The sequence below is a fragment of the Cupriavidus sp. 05N38 genome, from assembly GCF_056397345.1.
Genome location: NZ_JBFTNF010000015.1, coordinates 1 through 24,446 on the forward strand (window position 1 = coordinate 1; position 24,446 = coordinate 24,446).

A 24,446-nucleotide genomic window follows, 5' to 3' on the forward strand; every position below is an offset into this window, starting at 1 on the left:
TGAATGCAATGGAGACGCCCGAGGATGGCTGAATGCAATGGAGACGCCCGAGGATGGCTAGACCCGAGGTCATTACAGTAAGCATGCGTGAGTTAGACAGGCTCAAGACCGTTCAGGCGGTCGTGGATGGTCAATTGCGGCCCAGCGTGGCCGCCGAACGGTTGGAGATCACGGATCGGCAGTTCCGGCGGCTGCTAGAACGCTATAGGCAGGAAGGCCCATCCGGGCTCGCGTCGCGGCGGCGCGGCCGGCCCAGCAACAACCGCATGCCGGTGGACCGCGAATCCGTAGCCCTTGGCCTGATCCGGGAACACTACGCCGACTTCGGCCCGACCCTGGCCGCCGAGAAGCTGCGCGAGCGCCATGGGCTGACGTTGTCCAAGGAAACGATCCGCCGACTGATGGTGAGCGCCGGGCTTTGGGTGCCAAGGAAGCAGCGCCCGCCCAAGGTCTACCAGCCACGCAACCGTCGCGCATGCCTGGGCGAGCTGATTCAGATCGACGGCTGCGATCACCGCTGGTTTGAGGAGCGCGCGCCGGCCTGCACGCTGCTGGTCTATGTCGACGACGCCACCAGCCGGATCATGGAACTGCGTTTTACCCACTCGGAGGCAACCTTCACGTACTTCGCCGCGACACGCGCCTATCTGGAGCGCCATGGCAAGCCCGTGGCGTTTTACAGCGACAAGGCCAGCGTGTTCCGCGTCAACAAGCCGAACGCAACCGGTGGTGACGGCCATACCCAGTTTTCCCGGGCCCTGTTTGAGCTGAACATCGAAGGCATCTGCGCCAACAGCAGCCAAGCCAAGGGGCGTGTGGAACGAACCCACCTGACCCTGCAGGACCGCCTGGTCAAGGAACTGCGTCTGCGCGCGATCAGCACCATGGAGGACGCCAACGTCTTCATGCCGGAGTTCATCGCTGACTACAACGCGCGCTTTGCCAAGGTGCCCCGGAACAGTCATAACGCGCATCGTTCGCTGCGACCTGATGAGAACCTGGACCTGATCTTCACTTGGCGCGAACCGCGCTGCGTATCCAAGAGCCTGACGATCCAGTACGACAAGATGCTCTACCTGCTGGCCGATACGCCAGAGCATCGGAAGCTTGCTGGGCGCTATATCGACGTCTATCACTATCCGGACGGTAGGATTGAGCCACGGGCGAATGGCGCTACCCTGCCCCACACCATCTATGACCGACTGTCGGAGATCGATCAAGGCGCCATCGTCGATAACAAGCGACTCGGAGCTGTGTTGCAGATGGCGCAATATGTCCAGGAGAAACGCGACAACACACGATCGCTCTCTTTGCCTGCCACGGAAGGCGTTGTCCGCAAGCGTGGACGACCACCAGGCAAGAAGTCGCAGCGCTCGCTGGATCAGAACGATATGTTGGAAGCGCTAAAACGCTTACAGCGGCAACCGTGGCCGCTTAACGGAACTGAGAATTGATTCAGCTTGACACCTGGGAATTCAAATCCGCCCTGCTGGCATGACAGCCCCACCCTGATCACAACTCTGCCGCTTCAGGCCAGCACCACCGCCCGACGGGAACCTCATAAGCAGAACAAACAACACTGAAATGACACCGAACAACCGGACATTTCAACTTTGCTGGCGCCCGGACATTTCAACTTTGCCTGGACAAATTGATGTTGGCCCCAATTAGTAATGTCACGTGCGCCATCTGACCATCGCCGAGGGTACCAACCAGATCCAGTCGATGCTGATGGCACAAAGCGCGCTGGAACTGTCCGCCCTGCGTTGACCCGGGCCAGACCACTTCGTCATCATTCCGTTCTGATCAGTAACCATGCCTCAAGTCGTTCCCACTGCCAGCCGTGTCCTGCAAGTCTTTGAAGTCTTCGCGCGCGAAGGGCGCCCGCTGAGCAACTCCGAACTGGCCCGACACCTCGAACTGGCTGACAGCAGTTGTTCCGATCTGCTGTTCACCATGCGCGAGGCTGGCTATCTGTTGCGTACGCCGAAGTCGCGCCAGTTCTACCCGACGGCACGCCTGAGCGATGTCGCGCAGCGTATCGCCGCACTGGACCCGCTGCATGCGTTCGCGACCGAGGCGCTGGAGATTCTGACCAAGGAGTCTGGGGAGACTTCGTTGTGCGGTTACCTGGAGGGCAACCACGTCAAGATCTTTGCCTGCCAGGAGAGCCCGCATGCGTTGCGCTACGTCGTGCGGCCCGGAACGGTCTATGACCTCCACTCGGCCGCGCTGGGCAAGGCCATTCTCGGGGCCATGCCGAAGACGGAGCGGGATGCGCTGATCGACGCCCTGCCCTTGCCGGCGGTCACTCCCAACACCATTCGCGACGTCAGCGTCCTTCGCAGCGAAATTGAGAAGTGCGCTCGTGAGAAATGGTACCTGGCCAAGGACGAAGGCAGTCAGGGCGTCGCCGCCGTGGGTATCGCCGGCGAGGTCGGTGGCAGGTTGACTTCACTGTCACTGGTGGGACCCACGCAGCGGGTCGAAGATAATCTCGACCGATACGTGGCGATCCTGCTCGATGCGCGCAAGGAGTTCTTCCCCTGAAGGCGGAGTCTCGCGGGCCAAATGGATAGCGCAGGATTCTCCGTCCGTGCGCGATAAATTCCGCGCCTGGCAAGGAGCACCGCATCATCGAATGCGAGGGGGGCTTGCACTGCTGTGTGGTCCCGCTGGCAGCCTTGCCATCGATGTAGCGAAGGAAATCTGCGGCCTGCTAGAACTTGTAGCCAGCCGAGACATAGGTGAAGTTAGTGTTGTGGCCGCCAACGCTGCTCAGGACCTTTGCCACGTCCACATGCACGATGCCGGCATTGATGGCTATATGCCGGTTGACTTGCCAGGACAAGTCGACAGAAAGCTGACTGCCCGTGTAGCGACCAGGGCGTCCCGCCGTACCGGCGATCGGAGTGGCTATCGCCGTATAAACTGCGTCGTTTGTCGTCTCTCTCCAAATGAAGTCGCAGGCGATGGTGATCTTGACCCGCTCATTGGGTCCCAGCGTTACGGATGGCTGTACGTCCAGCACGTTGGAAGCGCCGAGGAGACCGGCTTGATTGAAGTACGCAAGTTTTGGAAACAGGCCACCATAGGTACCAAGCCGGCCATCGCGGGAGTCATGGTCGCCGCTCCCCGCAGTGGCCTTGAAGCCCCCGCGGAGCTTCCAGTCGGCGACGGGAAATGTATAGCCGGTGTCCGTTGAGAACCCCCACGCCCGGATGTCTTGTTGGCCAAGGCTTCCGAATTGTGCCAGGGCCTCCCAGTCCCAATCCCAGCCCTTGCCGCTGCCGAAGATGCGCGCGCCGATCGAATGCCGTCTCTCGACACCAGCTCCTGCGCTGTACAGCGCTCGGCTGTTTTCGAAGCCCAGATAGTAGACATCGAGGCCGGATGCGGGGATGAAGCTCCTGGGAAAGGTCGTATACAGGCCCCAGAAGCCCTGCGCATGATTTGGATGGTCGTCGAAATTGCCCGTCTGCAGGAGAACCGGACGTGTGACGAAAGCATCGATGCGCACCTTGTCGACCGCGCCCCCCAGGCGAACGCCATCGAAAGCGCGACGGACGTTTGGCGCATCCCGAACCGAAACGAGGCGTTGCGATCCCAATGCCATCTCCTGACGGCCGATTCGCAAGTCGGGGTCGGCATTCGCGTCGCCCGTCAGTGGTGCCCTAAAGTCGACGAAGGCTTGCTGTACGTCGAGGCGGTCGACATAGGGCGGTGCCGCCGCGGTCTTGCCCGCTGCCAGTTGATTTCCCAGTTGAAGAAAGCCGCGGAAATAGTCACCGGCACGCAGGTCGGCGTGGAGCAGCAGGCGATGAAGCAGGTATCCGTCGGCGGATTTGCCCGGCACCCCGAAGTTGGCCTCGGAGTAGTTCTCAAACCGCTCCCGCAACTCGCCGCCAAGGCTTAGTGACCAGTCATGCGGTCCAATCGGGATGTATTTGACAGGATCCCAAAGATCGCCGCGATGAGTGGGATCCCGAAGGTATGTGAAATCCTCATCGTAGCGTAGCAACTTGTACGGCGGCGGCGCGCTGCCTGGAGCGACAAACGTCTGCTGGGCAACTGCATCGTTCGCGAGAATAAGAAACCCCAGGCTGGCAAGTATCGATTGAGCAATACTGTACTGCCCCACTTGGCGAACCAGCCGCCGGCTAACCGCCTGGACAAGTTTTGTCATCATGGGCATTCCGCATCGCAAGGATTCGCCGGCGACCGCTGAGATACCGCGTCAGCACAAGAATAGGATTGCGAGAGCAAGATCACCAGAAGAACCGGGTGACCGATTCGCCTTTACCTTCCTGCAGCCGGCCAAGGCCTGGATGCGGGCTTTGAGGAGCGTGTCGCGTGCCCCTCAAAGCGGGATTCAATCCGCGCGTGGCTACACCCAGTTCGGGCGGGCCGCTGTTCGAGCTCAATATCGACATCCTGTGCGCCAATTCCAGCCCCGCCAAGAGCCGTGTCGAGCGGATGAATGGCACCTTGCAGCAGCGCCTGGTCAAGGAACTGCGGCTGCGCGGGATCAGCGCCATGCCAGCCGCCAACGTCTTTGCGCCAGCCTTTATCGCCGACTTCCATGCTCGCTTCGSCAAGCCGCCGCGCAGCGACTTCGATGCTCACCGGCCGCGGCCCCGCACCGGCCGTCCGGACTAGTCGCCTTGCTGCTGGCAGGCGGTAGATTCGCGGTCCTGGATGCCGGGACCGAGGTGCCGCCGAACATGCGCCCCCCCTTTGTGGAGGCGTCGCCATGGCGCCCCAGCGCGGCTGCAATTGCTCCGCTATCACTTGCCGGGCGTGCTGCCTTTCTGCAAAAACCTGGTAAATATTGCCACCGTCTATTGCACCAAACTTCCGCAAATGAACAAGGTCTTCATCGCAGGTAGCGCTGCGTGGCCTGTTGGTGCTCCGACAACCATGCAAGTAGTCGTGGGACGATTGGCTGGACCAAATAATGCTTCGCTCTGGCTGCCATGCCGGGACTAGCCTGCCCCGGAAAGCGCGGGATAGGCCGATATCGACCGGCTTCATGGGCGGCCGCTGCAAGGGACCGGCGGCGCCACGATCGACCAGGCCCGGGACGCCAAGTGCCGTTAATCCGGTCATTCCATACTGCGGCGCGCGGCCGGCTGACAGCGCAAGGCAAGCGTGCGGCTTCCAATGCGATGACGGAAGGCGCGAGGCAGATGATGGCGGCCTGGACCGATGGGATGACAACCACGAAGCCGGTGAAAAGGCGCAAGCGCCGTTGAGCGCGCTTGACGCTCCGCGCAGCAATACCCCAACAGTGCGCATCCGCAGTGCGCAACTTTCCCCTACGGAGGTCCTCATGGACAAGTCAAAAATACCCGTTGAACAACGCACGACCCTCGGCCTCCTGATGGATGACCATCGTGCCGTGAAGAAGCTCTTCAAGCAATTCGAAGCCACCAAGGCCGTCGCAGAAAAACACGCGATCGCCACGGAGACATGTCAGAAGCTGTCAGTCCATGCGCAGATCGAGGAAGAGATCTTCTACCCTGCCCTGCGCGGCGTGTCGGAGAAGCTTGACGACATGCTTGATGAAGCCAAGGTCGAGCATGGCGTGGCGAAGGCACTGATTGCCAAAATCGAAGCGGGAGACCCGGACATGCTCGATGCGAACTACAAGGTCTTGACCGAGTATGTTGGCCACCATGTCGAGGAAGAGGAAAGCGAACTCTTTCCCGCGGTGATCAAGGCAAAGATCGACCTTCGCGAAGTTGCCATGCAACTGGAGGCACGGAAATCGGAGCTGCTGGGCGAGCCAGCGTGAGTGAGGATGGCTCTCTGCGGCGTTGCGTTTGGCTTGCGATGGACTGAGATGCCGTTCGTGTTTTCGTTCTGGCCGCGTTGCCACGGATGCTGAGGAACGCAGTAGACCTTGATGTCCGTGGCCACGATGAAACGCTTGTGGATCTGGATCTGGATCTGGCGTGGCGCCAGGCATGCAGCCGATCCACGATACCGCCTGTCCCGCACTGCCGGCTGAGCTTACCACCCGCGCAATGTGCCGGGCGCTTCGCCGGACTAGACAAACAGGGTGACGATGAGGCCGACGACAGACAGCGCCATGGCTGCCGTGGCAACCCAGCCGACCGCCTGAAGCCACGGCGACGAGCAGAACGAGCCCATGACAGCCTGTCGTCGCGAGAGCAACTGCAACATGATCATGACGGGTACGGCGGCCACGCCATTGAGAACCGCACTCCAATAGAGCATCTTGAATGGATCGAACGGCAGGAGGCACATCGCGGTGCCGGCCACCATCACACCGGTCAACACCAGGTAGAACCATTTGGCACCCGCCGGCTTTTCTTCAAGACTGCGCCGCCACCGAAACGCTTCGGCCACCGCATACGCCGCGGAGCCGGCCAATACGGGCACCGCGAGCAGCCCGGTTCCAATGACACCGGCGCAGAACAGCGCTTGCGCAAAACGACCTGCGACGGGCACCAGCGCTTTTGCTGCCTGGGCTGTCGTCTGTATCTCGGTCACCCCGTTGGCGTGAAGCGCAGCCGCCGCTACGATCATGATGAAATAGGCGATCGCCGCGGACACAACCATGCCCACCGTCGTGTCAAATGTGATACGGGACAGGTGATAAGGCGCTTGCATCGGGGCGTCCTTGAGCGGCCTGGCCTTTGGCTCAAGATCTACTTCCTCCACCTCCGAGGCGGCCTGCCATACGAACAGATATGGGCTGATGGTGGTGCCGAAGACCGCGATCAGGGTTGTGAAGAACTCCTTGGACCAGACTACGCGCGGCATGAACGTGCCCCGCAGTGCAGCGCGCCAATCGACGTGGAGCAGGAAGGCCGCGAAAACGTAGACAAGTAGTGAGAGTGCCAGCCATTTGAGATAGGCGGAATAGCGCCGGTACGGCAAGAACAGTTGGACCAGCAGCGAGAACAGCGCAAACAAATAGACGTACAGGATATAGGAGCCGCCCGCCAGAAGCTTCATGCTTTGCCCCATGGCAGACACATCGGCGCCCACGTTGATAACGTTTGCCAGCACAACCAGGACCGCGAAGGGGAGCGCCATCAGCGGGGAATAGTGTTTGCGGATATTCGACGCAATGCCGCGGCCTGAAACGCGTCCGAGTCGCGCACTGACCAGTTGGATGCCAATCATGAGCGGCAGCGTCAGAGGAATGGTCCATAGCATCAGGTAACCGAACTGCGCGCCTGCTTGAGAATAAGTAGCGATCCCGCTCGGATCGTCGTCCGAGGCGCCGGTGATCAGGCCGGGACCGAGCCGATTCACGAGAAAGCTCCGCCGATTCTTGGTCGTCCTTGTCACAGGCATTCGCCCTCCTTCTGACCGCGGTCCGATCTGCCGCCGCGACGGAGCGCTTCATTGACGGTTCCTTCTGGTCAGCTTCACATGCACAACGAATGGCATCTGCCGGTTGGTCATCGGGTTGAGGCGGAGCAAGTCTTCGGCGAGTTTGGGCCACCCACGCGGTGTTCGGTACTCAAGCACGCGCAGGGAAGAGATCCCGGGTGACCAGGTACGAAGCCGCGCCTCTATCTCATCCCTATCGACACCCCAAGGCATCGGAGGCAGGCGATAGCCGGACGTGAGCATGACGCCCCAGTCCGTTAATTGGGCGAACCAGCGCGGAACGGCGTCGAACGCTATTTCGGCACCTGGAACACGATTTGCTATGTGAATAAAAATGCCCTTCACCGCCTCCGGCTCAAGATACATGAACAGGCCTTGTGCGACGATAAACACCGGAGTGCCCGGTTTGATTCCGTCTGCCCAGCGCGCCTCGCAGGCACTCGACGTGACGTGGCGAAACCGTGCGCACGATGGTAGAAAGCGCTCCCTCAGCTTGATCGCGGACGGAAGGTCGACCGTAATCCAACTCATTCGGCCGTTGTCGACACGATGCGCTTGCGTTTCCAGGCCTTCACCCAGGGAAATGATCAGACCGTCAGGATGCCGCTCGAGCCAGCGCTTCAATAAGCGGTCGAACTCCACGGCGCGCGCAGAGAATGAGCCAATGGGCGTGCCGAAGCGGCCGGCGAAGTCATATTCCAGGGCGTCGCAGATGCGCACGCTATGGGGGTCTGCAATGATACTGTCAGCGCGGCGCGCTTCGCATGCGCGGTCGTATAGCGTCCATAGCATGGTTTCCGAAACCCCTTCGAGGGTCGGCGAGATCTTGATTCCGTCTTCGATGCTACTGGTCGCACGTCGCTCGCCGTTGCTCGCGAGATGTGCTTTCGCGGTCCGGACAGCGTTCATGGCGCCCCTAGGCGTTTCGCGTTGGCCGTCGCCCGGACGTGGATGGGTGCGAGAACCTCCTGCATCAGACATGTCCCCCAGTTGGTGAGCTGCAGCGGACTGGCGGGATGGTCGCAAGCCACTTTAAAGAACGCCTCCTGACGCTCGAGCCACTGAGATGTTGAGCGGCTGGCTACCAGCGTGGATGCCGCTGCGGAGGCGGCCCAAAAGTGATTTGTGGTCTCGCTCGCCAGCACCACGGTCAGGCTGAGCAAGCCTGCGCCCAAAGCACCTATCGACTCGGACGCGGCCTCGCCCTTCTCTCGGCCCATGAGGCTAAACTCGTGCGGGTCCCGCTCGTCCGGAGCCACCAAAGCCTTTGCCATGCGAGCCGTGCGAACAGAAACGACTTCGACGGTCGCGTGGAGCAGTTCAAATATTTCAGTGTAGAGGCGCGAGAAGTTCGAAGACGCGTCCGTGACAGACTTCGAGAGAATCGATGAAGGCATAAGGGGTTCCCAGGGCAACGCAGTGGAAAGGCGACTCGTGGCGGAGGAGAAAAGTCAACGCCGAGCTTTGCGCATCGGCGCTCCGAACTCCCGCGCAGGATCTATGCCATGCGCGCCCTATCGGGCACACGACAGCGGTGGCTCGAAGCAAGCCGTACGGAGCGTGCAAATGAAGGGCACCGTCTGCCAGGCCACCTGCCCAGATAGTAGCCTCGGCCGGTCAGTTAGCCATCTTTTTGTAGAAAATGCCGCAACGCAGCAACGTTCGTTGAAAAGCGGTGAAATGACGTCCAGGCTTGAGGACGCGTTGTTCGTTTGACCGGTTAAACGAACAAGGATGGAACTGGCAGCACATCCGAATCCAGGCGCTCAATATTTTCGTGGGCACTGTATATACATACAGTGCACTGGATCGCGAGGACTCAACCGCCAAATTTTCCCCGCCGCCGTTTGGCGAGGCAGTGGAGGTCATCATCCAGACCAACCCCGGGACATGTCCCGGGTGTTTCTCGGCCTCGCATCGGATTGTCGAAAAAAGCGCGAGGCGGTCCGCGGACCGGACAGGATCCGGCATTCACACCGGCGCGCCTTCGGGTCTCCAGGGCAGCGGCCCACTGCCCCACATCCTCAGCCACTAAAGAATTCCGCGTCGCTGCCGATAAGCGGGTGCAGCAACGCTGCGTCCGGCGTCGGCGAACTTTCGCAGCCAGAGCGCGGCCCCTTCTGTGCCCAGAAGCAACCGGGCGTGGAGCCCTCCACAACCTCGGATGCGGGCGTGCGCCGGGCGCAAAGCGAACGGAGCTACCAGCGGCCCCATCACGCGACAACCGGAGAGGCAAGACGGTCAACAAGAAAACAAWGAAATCACAAAAAACAATCAAGCGGCAAGTCTACTTCGCAATTTACCGATCACCGGGTCCTCGTAAGACATGAAACAGCATCGCAGCATTCGAGGGCAGGCACGCCCTGCCATCCGCAGCACCTCAGCAGCATCCACCCTGTGCGCGGCCACGCCGCCGTCCATACCCCGCTCGATCACCAGTGCCGCGCTGGTGGCGCTGGGCGCGATCGCGTCGATGCCGGCCCTGGCCGTGCCGCCGGCATGCGCGCCCCTGGGCGCGAACACCGTCGCCGGCTCGATGGCCCAGACCTGCGTGCTGGGATCGGCCGGCAGCGTGAACGTCACCTCGCCGAGCGGGCTGATCAGCGTGGCGGGCGCCGCCGGCGTCTCGGTGACCGGGCCGCTTCTCTCGCGCGCCATCAACATCGAAAATCACGGGCGGATCGAGAGCATCGGCACGGCCGGGATACCTGCCATGCCGACGCCGATGAACAACGGCGGCAGCGCCACCGCAATTACTGTCGTCAGCAACAGCGCCACGTCGGACACGCTGGGCGGCATCCTGAACGTCGCCGGCGGCACCATCGCCGCGTCCGGCGGCAACGGTGCCATGGGCATGCCGGGCCTCGACAACGGTGCCGGTGGGGCCGCCACCGGCATCAGCATTGCGACGGCCAAGGTCGGTAACATCACCAACCAGGGCGGCATCGCGGCTACCGGCGGCGCCGCTTTTATTAGCGGCGGCATTCCGATGCCGGGTACCAGCCCCGGCGCAGCCACCGGCATCAACCTCCAGTCGGCAACGGTTGGCGCGCTGGTCAACGATGGTGCGGCAAGTTCGATCACCGCCACCGGCGGCAACGCCATTGGCGCCGGGATATTCGGCAGCGCCGGCGGCTCTGCGACCGGCATCAATATTGGCGCCAGCACGGTGGCGTCGATCCGCAACGACGGCACGATCACCGCGACCGGCGGCACGGGCACGGTCCTCGCGGGGCTGCCGGGCATCAGCCTGGGTGGCATGGCATACGGCATCAACGTCCAGAACAGCACGATCACCGGCAGCATCAACAACAACGGCACCATCAACGCCACGTCGCCAGGCGGTTCGGGGACCGGCATCAACGTCGTGAACAGCACGATCGACGCGATCAACGTGGCCGGCACGATCAATGCCGCCAACGCGATCTCGATCGACACGGCCAGCACGATCACGCACGGCGTGAGCCTGACCGGCACACTCAACGGCGCTGTCTCGCTCGGCAACGCCATGCTCAACATCGACCTGAACAGCGCCGCGGTGACGGGCGCAGTCAACGGCAGCGCCAATTCCGTGGTCAATGTCAACGGCACGTTCACGTCGGGCAATACGTTCAATGTCGGCACGTTCAACATTGCCGAAAACGCGGTGTTCAACCAGCGCCACACGGTGAGCGCATCCGCAGGCGTGAACAATGCCGGCACGCTGGCGGTCGCGGCCGGCACCACCGCTACCATCGCGGGCAACTACACGCAAGCGGCGGGCGGCGTGTTCCAGACCGGCATCGGTGCCAACGGCGCGTACGGCAAGCTGGCCGTCACCGGCACCGCCGATATCTCGGCCAGCAACAAGATCGGCGTGAACGTCATCGGCGCGCCATCCCTCGTCGCCGGCACCAGCGTGCAACCCGGCGTGCTCACCGCCGGCACCCTGGTGGCCGGCCCGGCCCTGACGGTGACCGACAACAGCGCGCTGTTCGACTTCATCGCCACCCGCAACGGCAATGCCGTGGACCTGTGCGTTGCCCGCGCCGGCGCCACCTCGTGTTCGGCCGCGCCAGTCACGCCGACGTCCCCGACGCCACCGCAGGAGCCAACGCCCACCCCCGCGCCCGTGATCACCGTGGTGAGCAGTGTCACCGGTGCGCGCAACACGCCAGGCCTGGGCGCCGCGCAGGTCCTGGACGCGCTGATCTCGCAAGGCTCGTCGGCCCCGGCTGCCATGGCTCCGGCGATCACGGCGCTGGGCACCTTGTCCACGGAGCAAGCCGTATCGGACGCCGTCAAGCAGACCCTGCCGCTGATGACCGCCGGCATGACGGAAGTCAACAGCGCCGCCATGCACGCCACCAACCGCGTGATCCAGTCGCGTCAGGAAGCCAACCGCGGCTTGTCCTCGGGCGACGAGTTCGTCTCCGACCGCCAGCTCTGGTTCAAGCCGCTAGGCTCGTGGGCCAAGCAAAGCGACCGCGACGGCGTGGCCGGCTACAAGGCCAACACCTACGGCATGCTGCTCGGCGCCGACGGCGTGGTCAGCGACAAGGTGCGCGTGGGCAGTGCGTTCTCCTACATGCACAGCCGCATCGACGGCAACTCGCCGGTGGCGGCGCAAAGCGCCAGCGTCGACGGCTACCGCCTGATCGGCTACGGCAGCTACAGCCTCGATGCCAGCACCGACATCAGCGTGCAGGCGGACGTGGGCACCGGCCATAACGAAGGCCAGCGCAACATCAACTTCGGCGGCCTGAACAGCCGCGCGTCCTCCAGCTACAACAGCTGGAACGCCCACGTCGGCGTCGGCCTCGGCCGCATGCTGAACCTCGCGGCGAAGACTACCGTGACGCCGTCCGTGCGCGCCGACTACACGTTCATCCAGGATGCGGCCTACACCGAGAACGGCGCGGATGCGCTCAGCCTGGCGGTCGGCAAGAACTCGACGCGCGAGCTGATCCTGTCCACCGAAGCCCGCCTGAACCAGGGCATTACCGAGCACGCCATGTTCACGGCCAACCTCGGTTTTGGCTACGACGCGATGGCGGGCCAGTCGGCCATCACCGCTTCGTACGTCGGCGGCGGCGCGCAGTTCGTCACGCGCGGCATGTCGCCGGCGCGCTGGCTGGCACGCGGCGGCCTCGGCTTCGTCGTGACCAACAGCAAGGCGATGGAAGTGAGCGTGCGTTACGACGCCGAGGTGCGCGACCGCTTCACCAACCAGACGGCATCGGTGAAGTTGCGCCTGCCGTTCTAAGCCAGCGCAGTGACGGGGAGAACGCCGGGAGGCGTGCTCCCTTGTCTCCCTTGTCTGCCTTGTAGGAACCTCATCCCCCGATCGAGCAGTCCAGTTCGAGCGCCACGAACGCCGTCGCCGGCGGCTCGTCTCACCGTGGGCACCAGTGGGCTTGCCGCGCAATATTCTCCTGCCCGACCCCGGCTCCATCCTGTCGGACATACTCCAAGGCGCGCCAGCCTGGGTTCGGGCGGGGCCTCAGGCTGGCCTGCGGGCGATCATTTCCTCCACCTCGTCACACCAAGCGATATAGGCCTGTTCGGCCAGCACGCCGCGGCGTGTCACCAGCAGCGGTCCAGGCTGCTGCTCGGTCAGCACGGCCTGCCTTGCGAGAAAGAACTCAAGCTGGGCCTGGTGGTCCGAACGCACCTCGCGGATCTGCTGCAACGCTGTCTCGCGCGGCAGCAAATCGAAGCACAACACCCGCAGTATCTGTTCGTCCTTGATGGCCGGGCGCGGTGAACCTTTCGCCACCCAAGCCGTCAGCTTCTCGCGTCCAGCATCGGTCATGCTGTAGATCGAGCGTTCCGGCCCGCGCGTTCCCGGCAAGCGCTCCGATTTGATGAGTCCATCCGTCTCCAGTTCTCGCAAAGCCGGGTACACCGAGCTGTGCTCTACCGACCAGCAATGCTGGCCCGCCATCTGCAGCCATTTGGTCAGTTCGTAGCCGGAACGTGGCTGGCTATGTATCCCGGCAAGAAGAACATGCTTCAGCGGTTTTTCCTTGCTTGCCTTGGCTTCCTTCAGATCACTCACTCGCATTGCTCCTTGATTGCGTCAAACGCGCACGCGGGATGACTATGTTTTTTTTGACATAGTCAAAAAACCGTGACACTATGTATTTTTCCACATAGCCGATTTTACCCTATTCGCCGGCCAGCGACTGCGCCAGGCGTAGCAGCGTCGACCGGGTGCGGCCGCCTCCGAGCGCCAAGGTTGCCTGGCCGAGGCGGCGCCGGCAGGTGCCGACAGCATCAGCTACACCGGCTTCACTTCGCTCATTGATACAAGGAAGACAATGATGTCCCAAGAAACCATCCTCGTCACCGGCGCCGCCGGCAGCGTCGGCTCGACCGCGCGCGCGGCCATCGGCATCCTGCTGGAGCAAGGCCATCGCGTGCGCGCCATGGTGCGCAAGCTCGACGCGCGCGCCGACATGCTGCGTGACCTCGGCGCCGAAGTCGTGGTCGCCGACATGCTCGACATAGTCGCCGTGCGCACGGCCATGCGAGGCTGCTCCGTGGTGTATTTCACGATGTCGGTATCGCCCACATACCTGGAAGCAGCCGCCACCGTCGCGGTCACAGCCAAAAGCCTGGGTGTGAAGGCCTTCGTCAATCTGTCGCAGATGACGCTGTCACAGATGAGCGAGACAGAGACCACCGGCAGCCCGCAACAGCAGCAGCACTGGCTCGCGGAGCAGATGCTGCGCTGGTCCGGCCTGCCGGTGGTCTACCTGCGCCCAACCGCTTTCTTCGAAGGCTTGTTCCTGCCGGCAGCCAAGGGCATCCGCGACGACAACGCCATCCGCCTGCCGTTCGCCGACGGCAAGACCTCGCCGATCGCCGCCGCCGACGTAGGGGCTGCCGCCGCTGCTGTGCTGGCCAACCCAGAGCCGCATATCGGCAAGATCTACGAATTGACCGGCCCCCAGTCGCTGACGATGGCCGAGCTCGCGCAGGAGTTCAGCGGCGCTCTGGGCCGCACCATCCAATACCTCAACGTCCCACCGCAGATCTGGGAGGCCAAGCTCCAGGAGTTCCAGCAGCCGGCGCATCTGATCTCACACCTGGTCATCATGGCCCAGTTGCATCGCGACAACCGCTACGACCGTATGACCGACACCTTCCAGCAGTTAGTCGGCCGTGCGCCGATTTCCGCCGCCGAATTCGCTCGCCGCCACGCGGCCGCGTTCACGCCTGCCTGATCCTCCCTTTCAAAAAGGAAGCAACGATGGAATTTGTTCTCGCTTTTCAACAGCCACCGAACAGCTATGAAATCCACGCCGATCCGCTCAAAGGGCAGCAAGTCTCGCTAGCGTGGAAACAATATATGGACGCCATGGCGGGCGCCGGCGTCATGCGGGTCGGCACCCAGCTCGATCCGCGCAACGCCAGCACCGTGCGGGTGCGGGACGGCCAGCGCCAGGTCCAGGATGGCCCATCTCCGGACGGGCACGCACTGTTTGGCGGCTTTGTGGTGATCAATGTCGAGACGCTGGAGGAGGCTTTGAACTGGGCTGAACGCAGCCCCAGCTCATCGGCCGGATACACGGAAGTCATCCCGGTCGTGCCGATTATCCGCGGGTAGGCGGGTAGGCGCGTAGGCGCGCGTCGGCGCTTGCATATGGCACTGTCATCGCCCGGCCATTGTCGGGCGGTCCCTTCTTCTTGGCTTACATAAAAATCATGTCCGCTACTCTTGCTAGTCAGGCCGAGAAGATGTCTCCGCCTCCTGACAACCTGCCGGCCAACAAACTGCTCCACGGTCCGCTGTTGTCGACATTGATCCGCCTTGCCTTGCCGACAGTCGTCGTGCTGTTCATGACGACCTTGCTCAGTGTCGCCGAGACCTATTTTGTCAGCTCACTGGGCCTGGAAGCGATTGCCGCTGCATCGCTTGTGGTTCCCGTCACGGTGCTGATGGCCACGATGGCGAGTGCCGGCATCGGCGGCGGCGTGTCCTCGGCCATCGCCCGCGCCACCGGCGCCCGCCGCCGGGACGAGGCGGAAAGCCTGGCTTGGCATGCGGTGGTCATCGCCGCCATAGCAGGCGGACTGTTCTCCCTGGTGGTGGTGCTGGCCGGCCCGGCTCTGTACCGCAGCCTTGGCGGCAGCGGGCCATCGCTGGACCAGGCGGTGCGCTACTCTAACCTCCTGTTCGGAGGTGCGATCCCATTCTGGATATTGTTGCTACTGCAGGCGGCGTTGCGCGGAGCCGGCAACGTCAAGGTGCCGGCGATGATCATACTGGGCGGCGCGGTCGCCGGCCTGATACTGTCACCGGTGCTGATCAACGGCTGGCTGGACGCGCCGCGCATGGGCGTGGCGGGCGCCGGCGTCGCCCAAGTGCTGTGCAATATCGCCGCGCTGAGCGTTGTGGTCCTCTACATGCGTTCGCCCTCGTCGACGCTGCGCCTGCGTCGCTATCCCCTGCAACGTAAGCATTTCAGCGCGATCCTCGGCGTCGGCTTGCTGTCGGCGATCAACGCCGTCATGTCGGCCATGTCCGTCACCGCACTGACCGCTGCCGCCGGCGCCGTGAGCGTCACCGCCATCGCCGGCTACGGCATTGCCTCCCGCCTGGATATGCTGCTGGTGCCGGTGATGTTCGGATTCGGAACCGCGGCGATCACGCTGGTTGGCACGAACCTGGGCGCAGGCAACGTGGCGCGTGCCCGGCGCGCGGCGATGGTGAACGTGCTGTTCGTTGCCGGCGTGGTTGGCATAGTCGGGCTCGTTGTCTCCCTCTTCCCGCAGCTGTGGCTAGGCCTGTTTACCAGCGACAGCACCGTTGTGGCGGCCGGCGCAGGATACCTGCATGTGGTAGCGCCGTTCTACGCGGTGATTGGCGTGATCTTCGAGCTCTACTTTGCAGGTCAGGGGGCACAACGCATCCTCTGGCCGATGATCGCAAGCGTGGTGCGCTTCGTATTTGCGCTGGCTGCCATGGTGCTGGTCCTGCAAGGTTACGCGAGCCTGCATACCGCTTTCGTACTGGTGGCCGCCAGCATTGTCGTGGCAGCGACCATCAGTCTGCTTGGATTTCTGCGGACCCGCTGGGACCGCTAGACACCAGGGCATTGGCCAGGCCGCTCAACTGGCCGCGCCTGCCCGGGGGCCTCGGGCGGCGCTCGCAGGTATGCGTGCAGCCGCTGGCCAACCGCTCATGAAACCTGCGTTCTACAAGATTCCTGCTGCAGGCAGTCCTTTCCTATTCAACCAAGGGAGTTCAGATGATCCGCACACGCATGCCAATGCTGGCGATTACAGTCGCCGCTTTCGCCGCTGCCGCCAGCGTGGCTTTGGCCACGGTCAATGACCACACAGGGGGGCCACCGGCCGGCACGGTTCAGCCGAACGGCAATGCCCGCAGCGAACTTGCGGGCGACCCGCTGGACAACGCGCGCGAAGCCGACGGCACACTCTACGGGTATCGCGTCTGAGGGCGCGTCTGGAGACTGGTCATCTGCGACCCGCCCGCGTTCTGCCGCGGGCGGACATTGAGAGCAATCGAGGTGCGACGGGGGCATGGATGAAGACAGGTGGCCTTGGGAATCTGGCAGTTGCATTGGACGCGGCGCTCGACAGGCCGGCTATCCGGCTGCTGCGGCTGCTGCGGCTGCTTCGCTGCAAGCTGCGGTGGTGGGCGAAGTATCTGATCGCCCTGTTGCCGGTTTCCCTCACCTACCTCGGCTGGTGGCTGGTGGCCTTGCTCGAGCCGTTATCCGACAGCAAGGGAAGGCCCAAATGCCTCTACGACTGCCACGGGCCCGGCACCGACCTGACGTGGCTTACTGGCTTCGGCTTCTTCATGATGTTCGTGTGCATCTGTGTTGCTACCCGGCACTCATGCGGGCTCGTCATTCGCACGGTTGCAGAGGAATTCGCCATGCGCGACAGCCCCAGGCCACCCGCACGACGGTACGGGTGTGGCGGCCGCATTCTCCTTCGCCCGCAGCATGGCGACGTTCTTCCTTCGAAGTCGCCTCACAGCCCGGATTGAGTCATGCGCGCCCGGAAGCGCAATGGGGAAGTCTCTTCTCGCAAAGAGTGGTGGCCCCTTCCCTCATGCTCACCCGCATTGCCAGGAACCCGAAGCTGCCCGGGGAGAAAAGCATGGCGGGGCCTGGCGGCGGCCCCGGTGGCGATGTGCTCAGCCAGCTGCGCCGCGGCGCACGCTGGCAAAATCCACGGGCCGCTTCTCCAGAAATGCAGCAATGCCTTCGGCGGCTTCGGCGCCGCCCTGGGCCACGGCCATCGCGATGCGCTCGGCTTCCAGCTGGTCGTCGAGCGTGCGCTCATGGGCATGCCGGCACAGCGCCTTGATCGCCCCCATTGCCTGCCGGGGCCCTTGCGCAAGCCGCGCCGCCAGCGCGATCGCCACCGCGCCGGCTTGCCCGGCCTCGACCAGCTGGTTGACGACGCCGAACTGCTGCAACTGCTCCGCCGTGATGCGATCGCCGGTCAACGCCAGCTGCGTCAGCAACTGCCGCGGCAGGCTCTGCGCCAGGAGGCCCGTAATGCCGCCATCCGGCGTCAGCCCCACTTTCACATAGGCAATCGAAAAGGCGGCACCGGCGGATGCCACGAACAGGTCGCAAGCCAATGCCAGCGAGAAACCCGCGCCCGCCGCGCCACCATCGACTGCCGCCACGATCGGCTTGGGAAAGTCGCGCAGCTTGCACACCACGTCGTGCAGGTGTCCCAAGCGCTCGATGCGCTCCTCATAGGTCAGTTCCCGCCGCTTGCTGATCAGTTCCAGGTCACCGCCGGCACAGAAGTAATTGTCGGCGCCGGTCAGCACGATCGCGCCAATCTCCGGATTGTCCGCGGCAGCGGCCAGTGCGGCACGGATGTTGTCATAGAGGTCTGCCGCGATGGCGTTGCGCTTACCGGGATTGTTGATGGTGAGCACCAGCACGCGGCCGTCCGTGTGCTGCAGCAAAGAGGAGAAGGTGGTCATATCGTGAATTCTGTACGCGGGGCGAGGTTTGATCAGCCGGCAGTCTGTCGGGCAGCGCGCTGCCCCTCACGGAGCTGCGGGTGGCAATAGGCCATGCGACTCAACGGGAGTCGGCCGCGCGTCGTAGCGGCCTCCCATGGCGCAGGCATCGGGTATCAACTCTTCATGGCGCTCCCCCGTCTACGCGTTGCCAGTGGGACGGCACCGCACGACCAGGTTGACGACGCCGGCCTGCACGGGTTCGTCATGCTGGTTGAAGGTTGTGATGCGTACTTTCACGATGCCTTGGTCAGGACGCGACTTGGACGTCCGCACCTCCAGGATCTCGCTCTCGACATGCAATGCATCTCCAGGCCGCACCGGCTTGGGCCAACGCAGCTCCTCAAAACCCGCCCCGATGATGCCGCCCGCGGGCCGGAGTTCGCCGTCGACGAGCAAGCGCATGGTCAGCGCCGCTGTATGCCAGCCGCTCGCGGCCAGGCCGCCGAACAAGGTATCGCGGGCGGCCGATTCGTCGAGATGGAAAGGCTGCGGGTCGAACTCGGCAGCGAAGGACTTGATCCTGTCCAGTTCGACGGGCAGCCGCCCTGAACCGTATTTCTGGCCCGGCGCCAGATCCTCGATGTATTGGATGTTCATGTTTGCTCCTACATATTTCCGCGCATGGCCGACCGTCTGGCGGGCGATGCCACATCTGCGCGGCAGCCGCGGTCTCGCACGTCCTCAGCCAAAGCGAAAATGGCTGAGATCGATCGAGACCAGCAGCAGGTCGCGGATCGGTTGCAGGTCGGGGCCACGCAAATAGGCACGGCGCCTGGTCGGAAAACGAAGGCCGTTCACCTCCACGATATCGTGGACATATTGCGCAGCCGGGAAGCCGCCCGCGACATCGACATGGTAGTCATGCCTGCGCAGCAGCAAGTCGTCGCCGAAGTAGAAATCCTGCACATTGCCATGGCTGGCAATGTGGTCGGGAAACTGCGCGCGCAACCCACGCCAGAGCTCCCTGCCCTCCCGCCATGGCGGGATCTCGGTGACATCGAACCCAGGCATCGCCATGAGAAAGGGCGTCGTCAGGTACGTCCACATCGCGTAGCCATTAAAGTATGCCCGGTGCAGCGGATCCCACGGCGTGTCCATTCCGTGGCCGGCGAACGAGGCCCTGGGATTGGCGCGCTCGCGAACGGTCGCGCCCGAGGTGGTCTCGATCGCTATCCGGTCTGGCCTGAAGGCAGTGCGCCAGTCCTGCTGCCCGAACGGAAAGACGGAGGCGGTTTGCTCGTGGAGCGCAACTGTCATCTCACGGGGAGTGGGGTCCTGCACCAGGCCCTTCATCCCCCACAATCCCCCGCCAGTAACGAGCGTCGCCGTCACCGAACTCAGTTTGTTCCATCGTTCAAGGCCACCATGTGCCTCAATGACTTCTGCCAACAGCTTGTTCAAGTGCAACTCCTTTGATCGCCCGAAAGATCCGGGGGCCGTGAGACCGGCCGCGACAAGTCGTCAATCAGCATCTTGCGGGTCCCTCGCGCGGCCACCGCTGGCCGCGCAGGAAAAGGCCGGGTCTGGCCACTTTTGTCGCCTGCGCGACTTGTTCTGGCGGTCGCCGGCTAGTTGCCTTCATGATAATCAGCGGAACTTTCAAATTGCAAGTTTCGCTGCTCCTCGTCGCTCCTTGGTGGGGAGAACGATTCGCGGTACCTGCCTTACAGCGAAAGACGATTGCGCGCCTGCTTGTACTCTTCCCGGAAGCGGCCAATCAGGTCGGCAGCGGGGACCACTTCCTTGATTGCCCCGATGCCCTGTCCTGCGCCCCATACGTCCTTCCAGACCCGGACCTTCGCATTGCCGCCCGACCCGAAGGTCATCGCCGAAGGGTCGGATTCAGGCAACTCATCCGGATCAAGGCCGGCTGCCACGATGCTCTTGCGCAGATAGTTGCCATGCACGCCCGTGAACAGGTTCGTGTAGACGATATCGGAAGCAACACTCTCGACCACAGCCTGCTTGTAGCCATCGACGGCGCTGGCTTCTTCTGTGGCAATGAAGGCGCTCCCTATGTAGGCAAGGTCAGCGCCCGCTGCCTGCGCCGCCAGGATGGCATTGCCGCCGGCAATCGCCCCCGATAGCAGCAGAGGACCATCGAACCACTCGCGGATCTCCTGGATCAGCGCAAAGGGGGACAGCACGCCGGCATGTCCGCCGGCACCCGCCGCCACGGCGATCAGGCCATCGGCCCCCTTCTGGATCGCCTTCCTCGCGAAGGTATTGTTGATGACATCGTGCAGCACGATCCCGCCCCACCCATGCACGATATCGTTGATTTCCTCACGTGCACCGAGCGAGGTGATGACGATCGGAACCTTGTATTTTTCGCATATCGCCATGTCCGCTTCGAGGCGATTGTTGGACTTGTGAACGATCTGGTTGACGGCATACGGTGCGGAAGGACGATCCGGATGCCTCGCATCGTGCTCGGCCAATTCCGTCGAGATCCTGTCCAGCCATTCGTCGAGCGCGCCCTCGGGACGCGCGTTCAGCGCGGGAAAGGAACCGACGATTCCGGCCTTGCATTGGGCAATGACGAGATCCGGATTCGAGATGATGAAGAGCGGCGAGGCGACGACGGGAAGCGAAAGGCGATTCGCGAGGACGGACGGTAGAGCCATGGTTTTCTCCGAAGCTAACACACTGTGTACAGGCGCACGGCCTCATCTTAACACCGGTAATATAGATTGCAAGTCGTTGCATGCCGCAGACCGCCGAACGACATGCCATCAGGCGACCCTAAGCGTTGGCAAGTTGTCTTTCCCGCCAGGATTGAAAACCAGATCGCCAGGGCAAGCGCATGCAGAAGCCCCCGCGCGGCGATGACCGAACAGGGTGGTTCCGAAAATGCGTTTGGCGTGCTGAGCCAGGAAGCTGGCCAGCGAGGAGAAGAGCCGGCGTTCCGGCTAGATGCCAATCCGGCCCTTGATGCCGGAAAAGATGAGATCGAGTGCCTGGTTGACCAGTTGCTCACGGCTGACTTTCGGCGCGCCCCAGGGGTTGATCCTCTTTTCGATGATCAGCGTCGCGACGCCATGCATGGACATCCATGCGACGCGGGCTACTTCATGGGCCTTGTCCTCGTCCGTGTTGCCGTTCTCGGCAAGGTATTCGGCGGTAGCCCGAGCGACCGTCTGGTACGACTGGCTCGCCGCTATATCGAGTTCGGCGTGGGACTCCGCCGAGAATAGTTGCGGGGCGAACATCAGATGGAACAGCGTGGGGTGCAGCTTCGCAAAGGCCACATAGGACGACAACAGCGAGCGCAGCCGCTGCTCGGGGGACATGCTCGGGCGCAGGTGCGAGAGACGGAATTCCGTGAGATCACGGAAGCCGCTGGCCGCGATGGCCGCAAGCAAGCCTTCCTTGTTGCCGAAATGGTGCCGGGGCGCGACCTGCGACACGCCGACGCTGCTGGCAATACGCCGCAGACTCAACTCCGCCAGGCCGACTTCCTTGAGCTGTTCCTTGCCGCAACGCACCAGCTCTTCCCGGAGGTTGCCGTGATGGTAAGGGCGCGCCCCGGCCAGCTCCGCGCTCTCTGCGTTTGCCGCGCGGGCGCGTTTCGCAGCGGGAGGATCGGCCGCGCCTTCTTCGTTTTTCGCCGGTTTGCGCGCCGCGGTGGTCTTTGTCCGGACCGCGCGCCTGGCTCGTGCAGTGTCTTCCATGTCGGCGATCTTAACACTAGTCAGGTTGGGGAAAGACAACTTCCACCCGGCGATATCCGGCCCAAGGTTTGCTATGCTGCCTCGTTTTCCGCGCTGGATTCGGCAAGCTGCGCCCGCTGGTATCCGGCCCTGGCCCGCAGGCGTTCGTAGTAGCGTGCGACGGCCACCGGAAACTCATTCTCCAGGCCRTTCATGGCCGCGAACTGCAGCGCGTAGCCAATCGATATATCCGCAGCTGTGAAGCGATCCCCGCAGATGTATTCCCCCTCGCCTACGATTGCCTCGACACCGCGCAATCTCCCCAGGAAAAACCGCTTGTAGTCGGTCGCCGCCTGCGGCAGCTTGCGCGCATCCGGCTCGAGGCGGGAGTAGCGCATGAAGACGGCCAGGGGAAATGTGAGGGTGGCTTCCCCGAAGCTCAGGAAGTTGAGGTAGCGGGCGTACGCAGCGTCGCCAGGCCGGATGCCAAGCCGGTCCGGCGCATAGACGTCGGCCAGGTACTGGCAGATCGCGCTCGACTCGGTCATCCTGACGGCCCCGTCGATAAAGAGCGGGACTGTCCCGAGCGGGTTGACCGTCAGGTACTCCCTGGCCCGGACGCGCGGCGGGAACGGAAGCAGGTGAAGCGCGTAGGGAATCTGGAGCTCTTCAAGCATCCATAGCGGCCGGAACGACCGCGACCTCGCACAGTGATAGAGCTCCCTCATTCCCGGCGCTCCTCGCTTTCAAATGCCGTGCGCGGCGCGCCCTGGCCCGCTTGCCCGACGCCGCCTGATGCAGCCCATTCCCGCAATGTCGCCTTGGCAAGCTTGCCGATGCCGATACGGGGTAGCTTCGCCACCACGTGGATTTCCTTCGGAATCTTGAAGCGGGCGATGTTGCGCGAACAGTGCTCGAGAATCGTGCCGGGCAGCGCCTGCGCCTGGTCGTCCGACAGCCCGGCCGCCTGCCCGACAAACGCCACCACGTATTCACCCTGCATCTCGCTCGCCTTGCCGACGACTGCCACCTCGCGTACACCGGGGACTTTCAGGATGACTGCTTCGACCTCGGCGGCCGACACGTTCTCGCCGCGCACCTTGATCACATCCTTGACGCGATCGGTGAACTCGAACCATCCTTCCTCCTTGAGGCGGACACGGTCGCCGGTGATCAGGAAGCCCTGATCATCGAAGGATGCATCGGTCGCCGCGACATCGCCATCGTATTCCCGGAAGATCGACAGCCCGCGCACCCCCTTCACCAGCAGGTTGCCCGCTTCGCCAGGACGGACCGGAGAACCATTGTCATCGACAACCTTGACGCCGCAGAAAAGGCTCGGGCGTCCGATGCCTCCCGTGAGCGCCCCCTGCTCCGGCCGGGAGACCAGCACCTGGATCAGCACCTCCGTCATCCCCCAGCCGGCAACCATGTCGACGCCATAGTGGGCCATCGCTGCAYGGTCGTGCGTGGAAGTCACCCAGCGGCGGAATGCGTGGTCAGGAACCGGCTCGGCCCGCAGGGCCGCCAGCGTGAAGTGAACGTGCGAGCCGACGGTCGCCCGGTGTTTCATCGCCACGGGCCAGTATCGGCTGCGGGAGAAGCCGGGCTGGAGAACGATGGTCCCGCCTGCCCACATGGTCGAGAAGAAGCACCACGAGAGGCCCACGACATGGAACAGCGGGAGAAAGAGCAAGTGGATATCGTCCTCCCGGATTTCCTGCTGCCGGCAATTTGCTTCCGCCGCCCAGAGCACATTGGCATGCGTCCACATGACCCCCTTGGGCCGGGAGGTCGACCCGGTGGTAAACATCACCGATGCCGGCGCGAGAGGGTCCGCGATGCGTTGCGGAAGYGGCTCGCCGATTAGCGAGGAAAAGGGCACCATTCGATCCGTCTCTGCGCGCGAGTGCGAATCTGCCGGCCCCTCATCGACAACGGCAATCCATGACAGGCCCGGGCAGTGCTCCGCGAACATGTCCGCGAACTTAGGCTGCGTGACCGCGCAAACGGCCCCTGAGGACTGCGCAAAGTACGCCACCTCCGGACCGGCCGCGAGCGGGTTTGTCGCCACACATACGGCGCCCGACCAGGCGCAGGCAAAGCGCATCAGTATCGTCTCAGGGCAATTCTCCATATGGACGATCACCCTGTCTCCCGGCTTCACCCCACGCGATGCGAGACCGCCGGCGAGCTTCCGGACGAGGTCGAGAAACGCCTCATACGTATAGGTGCGCCCCTCTGCGTCCATTGGCTCCCAGACCAGGAACGGATGGGCGCCGCGGCGACGAGCGAGTTCGACGAGCCACGATGCGATGTCGCAGCCTTCATAGGGATTCGCCAGATCCATGCCCGGCTGCCCAACTGCCAATGACGTCATGTTGCCTTCCTCTTCCTTGTGCTTCCTGTGC

21 protein-coding genes and 1 pseudogene are annotated in these 24,446 nt (G+C 63.2%); 10 read left to right on the top strand and 12 right to left on the bottom strand.

All coding sequences use genetic code 11. From position 1 onward, the window contains the following. Nucleotides 1-53 precede the first annotated feature (53 nt). The gene (locus AC1DK4_RS13520) at nt 54-1,454 is read left to right on the top strand and encodes an ISNCY family transposase (RefSeq protein WP_441619482.1); all 1,401 of its coding nucleotides are present in this window, start codon (nt 54-56) and stop codon (nt 1,452-1,454) included. Nucleotides 1,455-1,815: 361 nt separating this feature from the next. Then, nucleotides 1,816-2,550: an IclR family transcriptional regulator gene (locus AC1DK4_RS13525; protein ID WP_441619484.1), complete on the top strand. Its 735-nt coding sequence runs from the start codon at nt 1,816-1,818 to the stop codon at nt 2,548-2,550. A 169-nt stretch (nt 2,551-2,719) separates the two neighbouring features. Here AC1DK4_RS13525 and AC1DK4_RS13530 read toward each other — a convergent pair whose 3' ends face one another. Then, the gene (locus tag AC1DK4_RS13530; RefSeq protein WP_441619485.1) at nt 2,720-4,189 is read right to left on the bottom strand and encodes an alginate export family protein; all 1,470 of its coding nucleotides are present in this window, start codon (nt 4,187-4,189) and stop codon (nt 2,720-2,722) included. A 196-nt stretch (nt 4,190-4,385) separates the two neighbouring features. On the opposite strand from AC1DK4_RS13530, the pseudogene AC1DK4_RS13535 reads away from it, so the two are divergent. Together AC1DK4_RS13535 and AC1DK4_RS13540 are read left to right on the top strand one after the other, a co-directional pair. Continuing rightward, nucleotides 4,386-4,632: pseudogene (locus tag AC1DK4_RS13535) on the top strand (ISNCY family transposase); the annotation flags it as partial. Between the two features lie 700 nt (nt 4,633-5,332). Continuing rightward, nucleotides 5,333-5,797 (top strand): hemerythrin domain-containing protein, encoded by a 465-nt coding sequence (locus tag AC1DK4_RS13540; protein ID WP_441619487.1) that lies wholly within the window; start codon nt 5,333-5,335, stop codon nt 5,795-5,797. 254 nt (nt 5,798-6,051) lie between these two features. Here the strand turns inward: AC1DK4_RS13540 and AC1DK4_RS13545 are convergent, their stop codons facing one another. Genes AC1DK4_RS13545 through AC1DK4_RS13555 form a run of 3 tightly spaced genes read right to left on the bottom strand, consistent with a single transcriptional unit; the run spans nt 6,052 to nt 8,768 of the window. Beyond that, nucleotides 6,052-7,332 carry an Nramp family divalent metal transporter gene (locus AC1DK4_RS13545; protein WP_441619489.1) on the bottom strand — a complete coding sequence of 427 codons (1,281 nt, stop codon included), beginning with the start codon at nt 7,330-7,332 and terminating at the stop codon, nt 6,052-6,054. A gap of 48 nt (nt 7,333-7,380) precedes the next feature. After that, nucleotides 7,381-8,280: a class I SAM-dependent methyltransferase gene (locus AC1DK4_RS13550; RefSeq protein ID WP_441619491.1), complete on the bottom strand. Its 900-nt coding sequence runs from the start codon at nt 8,278-8,280 to the stop codon at nt 7,381-7,383. Next, a complete protein-coding gene (locus AC1DK4_RS13555) occupies nt 8,277-8,768 on the bottom strand; it encodes a polyhydroxyalkanoate granule-associated phasin (protein WP_441619493.1) in 492 nt (163 codons plus the stop codon). Before AC1DK4_RS13555 ends, AC1DK4_RS13550 begins: the two co-directional genes overlap by 4 nt. Before the next feature lie 929 nt (nt 8,769-9,697). Between AC1DK4_RS13555 and AC1DK4_RS13560 the strand changes: the two genes are divergently transcribed. After that, nucleotides 9,698-12,616, top strand: a complete 2,919-nt coding sequence (locus AC1DK4_RS13560; protein WP_441619494.1) for an autotransporter outer membrane beta-barrel domain-containing protein — start codon at nt 9,698-9,700, stop codon at nt 12,614-12,616. Nucleotides 12,617-12,853: 237 nt separating this feature from the next. On the opposite strand, the gene AC1DK4_RS13565 is transcribed toward AC1DK4_RS13560, so the two are convergent. Further along, nucleotides 12,854-13,417, bottom strand: coding sequence for a PadR family transcriptional regulator (locus tag AC1DK4_RS13565; RefSeq protein ID WP_441619497.1), 564 nt, complete (start codon nt 13,415-13,417; stop codon nt 12,854-12,856). A gap of 256 nt (nt 13,418-13,673) precedes the next feature. Between AC1DK4_RS13565 and AC1DK4_RS13570 the strand changes: the two genes are divergently transcribed. The 5 genes from AC1DK4_RS13570 (at nt 13,674) to AC1DK4_RS13590 (ending at nt 17,380) form a co-directional block, all read left to right on the top strand. Further along, complete coding sequence (locus AC1DK4_RS13570; protein WP_441619499.1) at nt 13,674-14,582, top strand: NmrA family NAD(P)-binding protein; 909 nt, start codon at nt 13,674-13,676, stop codon at nt 14,580-14,582. Between the two features lie 26 nt (nt 14,583-14,608). Continuing rightward, nucleotides 14,609-14,965 (top strand): YciI family protein, encoded by a 357-nt coding sequence (locus tag AC1DK4_RS13575; protein ID WP_441619501.1) that lies wholly within the window; start codon nt 14,609-14,611, stop codon nt 14,963-14,965. A 98-nt stretch (nt 14,966-15,063) separates the two neighbouring features. After that, complete coding sequence (locus AC1DK4_RS13580) at nt 15,064-16,446, top strand: MATE family efflux transporter (RefSeq protein WP_441619503.1); 1,383 nt, start codon at nt 15,064-15,066, stop codon at nt 16,444-16,446. 164 nt (nt 16,447-16,610) lie between these two features. Further along, nucleotides 16,611-16,820, top strand: a complete 210-nt coding sequence (locus AC1DK4_RS13585; protein WP_441619505.1) for a hypothetical protein — start codon at nt 16,611-16,613, stop codon at nt 16,818-16,820. 89 nt (nt 16,821-16,909) lie between these two features. Next, entirely contained in the window at nt 16,910-17,380 is a 471-nt protein-coding gene (locus tag AC1DK4_RS13590) for a hypothetical protein (protein WP_441619507.1), read from the top strand. A gap of 150 nt (nt 17,381-17,530) precedes the next feature. Here AC1DK4_RS13590 and AC1DK4_RS13595 read toward each other — a convergent pair whose 3' ends face one another. The 7 genes from AC1DK4_RS13595 to AC1DK4_RS13625 all read right to left on the bottom strand — a co-directional run bounded on the left by AC1DK4_RS13595 (nt 17,531) and on the right by AC1DK4_RS13625 (nt 24,415). Further along, the gene (locus AC1DK4_RS13595) at nt 17,531-18,340 is read right to left on the bottom strand and encodes an oxepin-CoA hydrolase, alternative type (protein ID WP_441619509.1); all 810 of its coding nucleotides are present in this window, start codon (nt 18,338-18,340) and stop codon (nt 17,531-17,533) included. 180 nt (nt 18,341-18,520) lie between these two features. Further along, nucleotides 18,521-18,979, bottom strand: coding sequence for a MaoC family dehydratase (locus AC1DK4_RS13600; RefSeq protein ID WP_477131584.1), 459 nt, complete (start codon nt 18,977-18,979; stop codon nt 18,521-18,523). An 84-nt stretch (nt 18,980-19,063) separates the two neighbouring features. Then, the gene (locus tag AC1DK4_RS13605) at nt 19,064-19,783 is read right to left on the bottom strand and encodes a hypothetical protein (RefSeq protein ID WP_441619513.1); all 720 of its coding nucleotides are present in this window, start codon (nt 19,781-19,783) and stop codon (nt 19,064-19,066) included. A 263-nt stretch (nt 19,784-20,046) separates the two neighbouring features. Continuing rightward, on the bottom strand, nt 20,047-21,009 hold the full coding sequence (locus tag AC1DK4_RS13610; RefSeq protein WP_441619514.1) for an NAD(P)H-dependent flavin oxidoreductase: 963 nt from the start codon (nt 21,007-21,009) through the stop codon (nt 20,047-20,049). A gap of 285 nt (nt 21,010-21,294) precedes the next feature. Next, nucleotides 21,295-22,056: a TetR/AcrR family transcriptional regulator gene (locus tag AC1DK4_RS13615; RefSeq protein WP_441619516.1), complete on the bottom strand. Its 762-nt coding sequence runs from the start codon at nt 22,054-22,056 to the stop codon at nt 21,295-21,297. Nucleotides 22,057-22,127: 71 nt separating this feature from the next. Continuing rightward, the gene (locus AC1DK4_RS13620; RefSeq protein ID WP_441619517.1) at nt 22,128-22,763 is read right to left on the bottom strand and encodes a glutathione S-transferase family protein; all 636 of its coding nucleotides are present in this window, start codon (nt 22,761-22,763) and stop codon (nt 22,128-22,130) included. Then, nucleotides 22,760-24,415 (bottom strand): class I adenylate-forming enzyme family protein, encoded by a 1,656-nt coding sequence (locus tag AC1DK4_RS13625; protein ID WP_477131585.1) that lies wholly within the window; start codon nt 24,413-24,415, stop codon nt 22,760-22,762. Before AC1DK4_RS13625 ends, AC1DK4_RS13620 begins: the two co-directional genes overlap by 4 nt. Nucleotides 24,416-24,446: the final 31 nt, after the last annotated feature.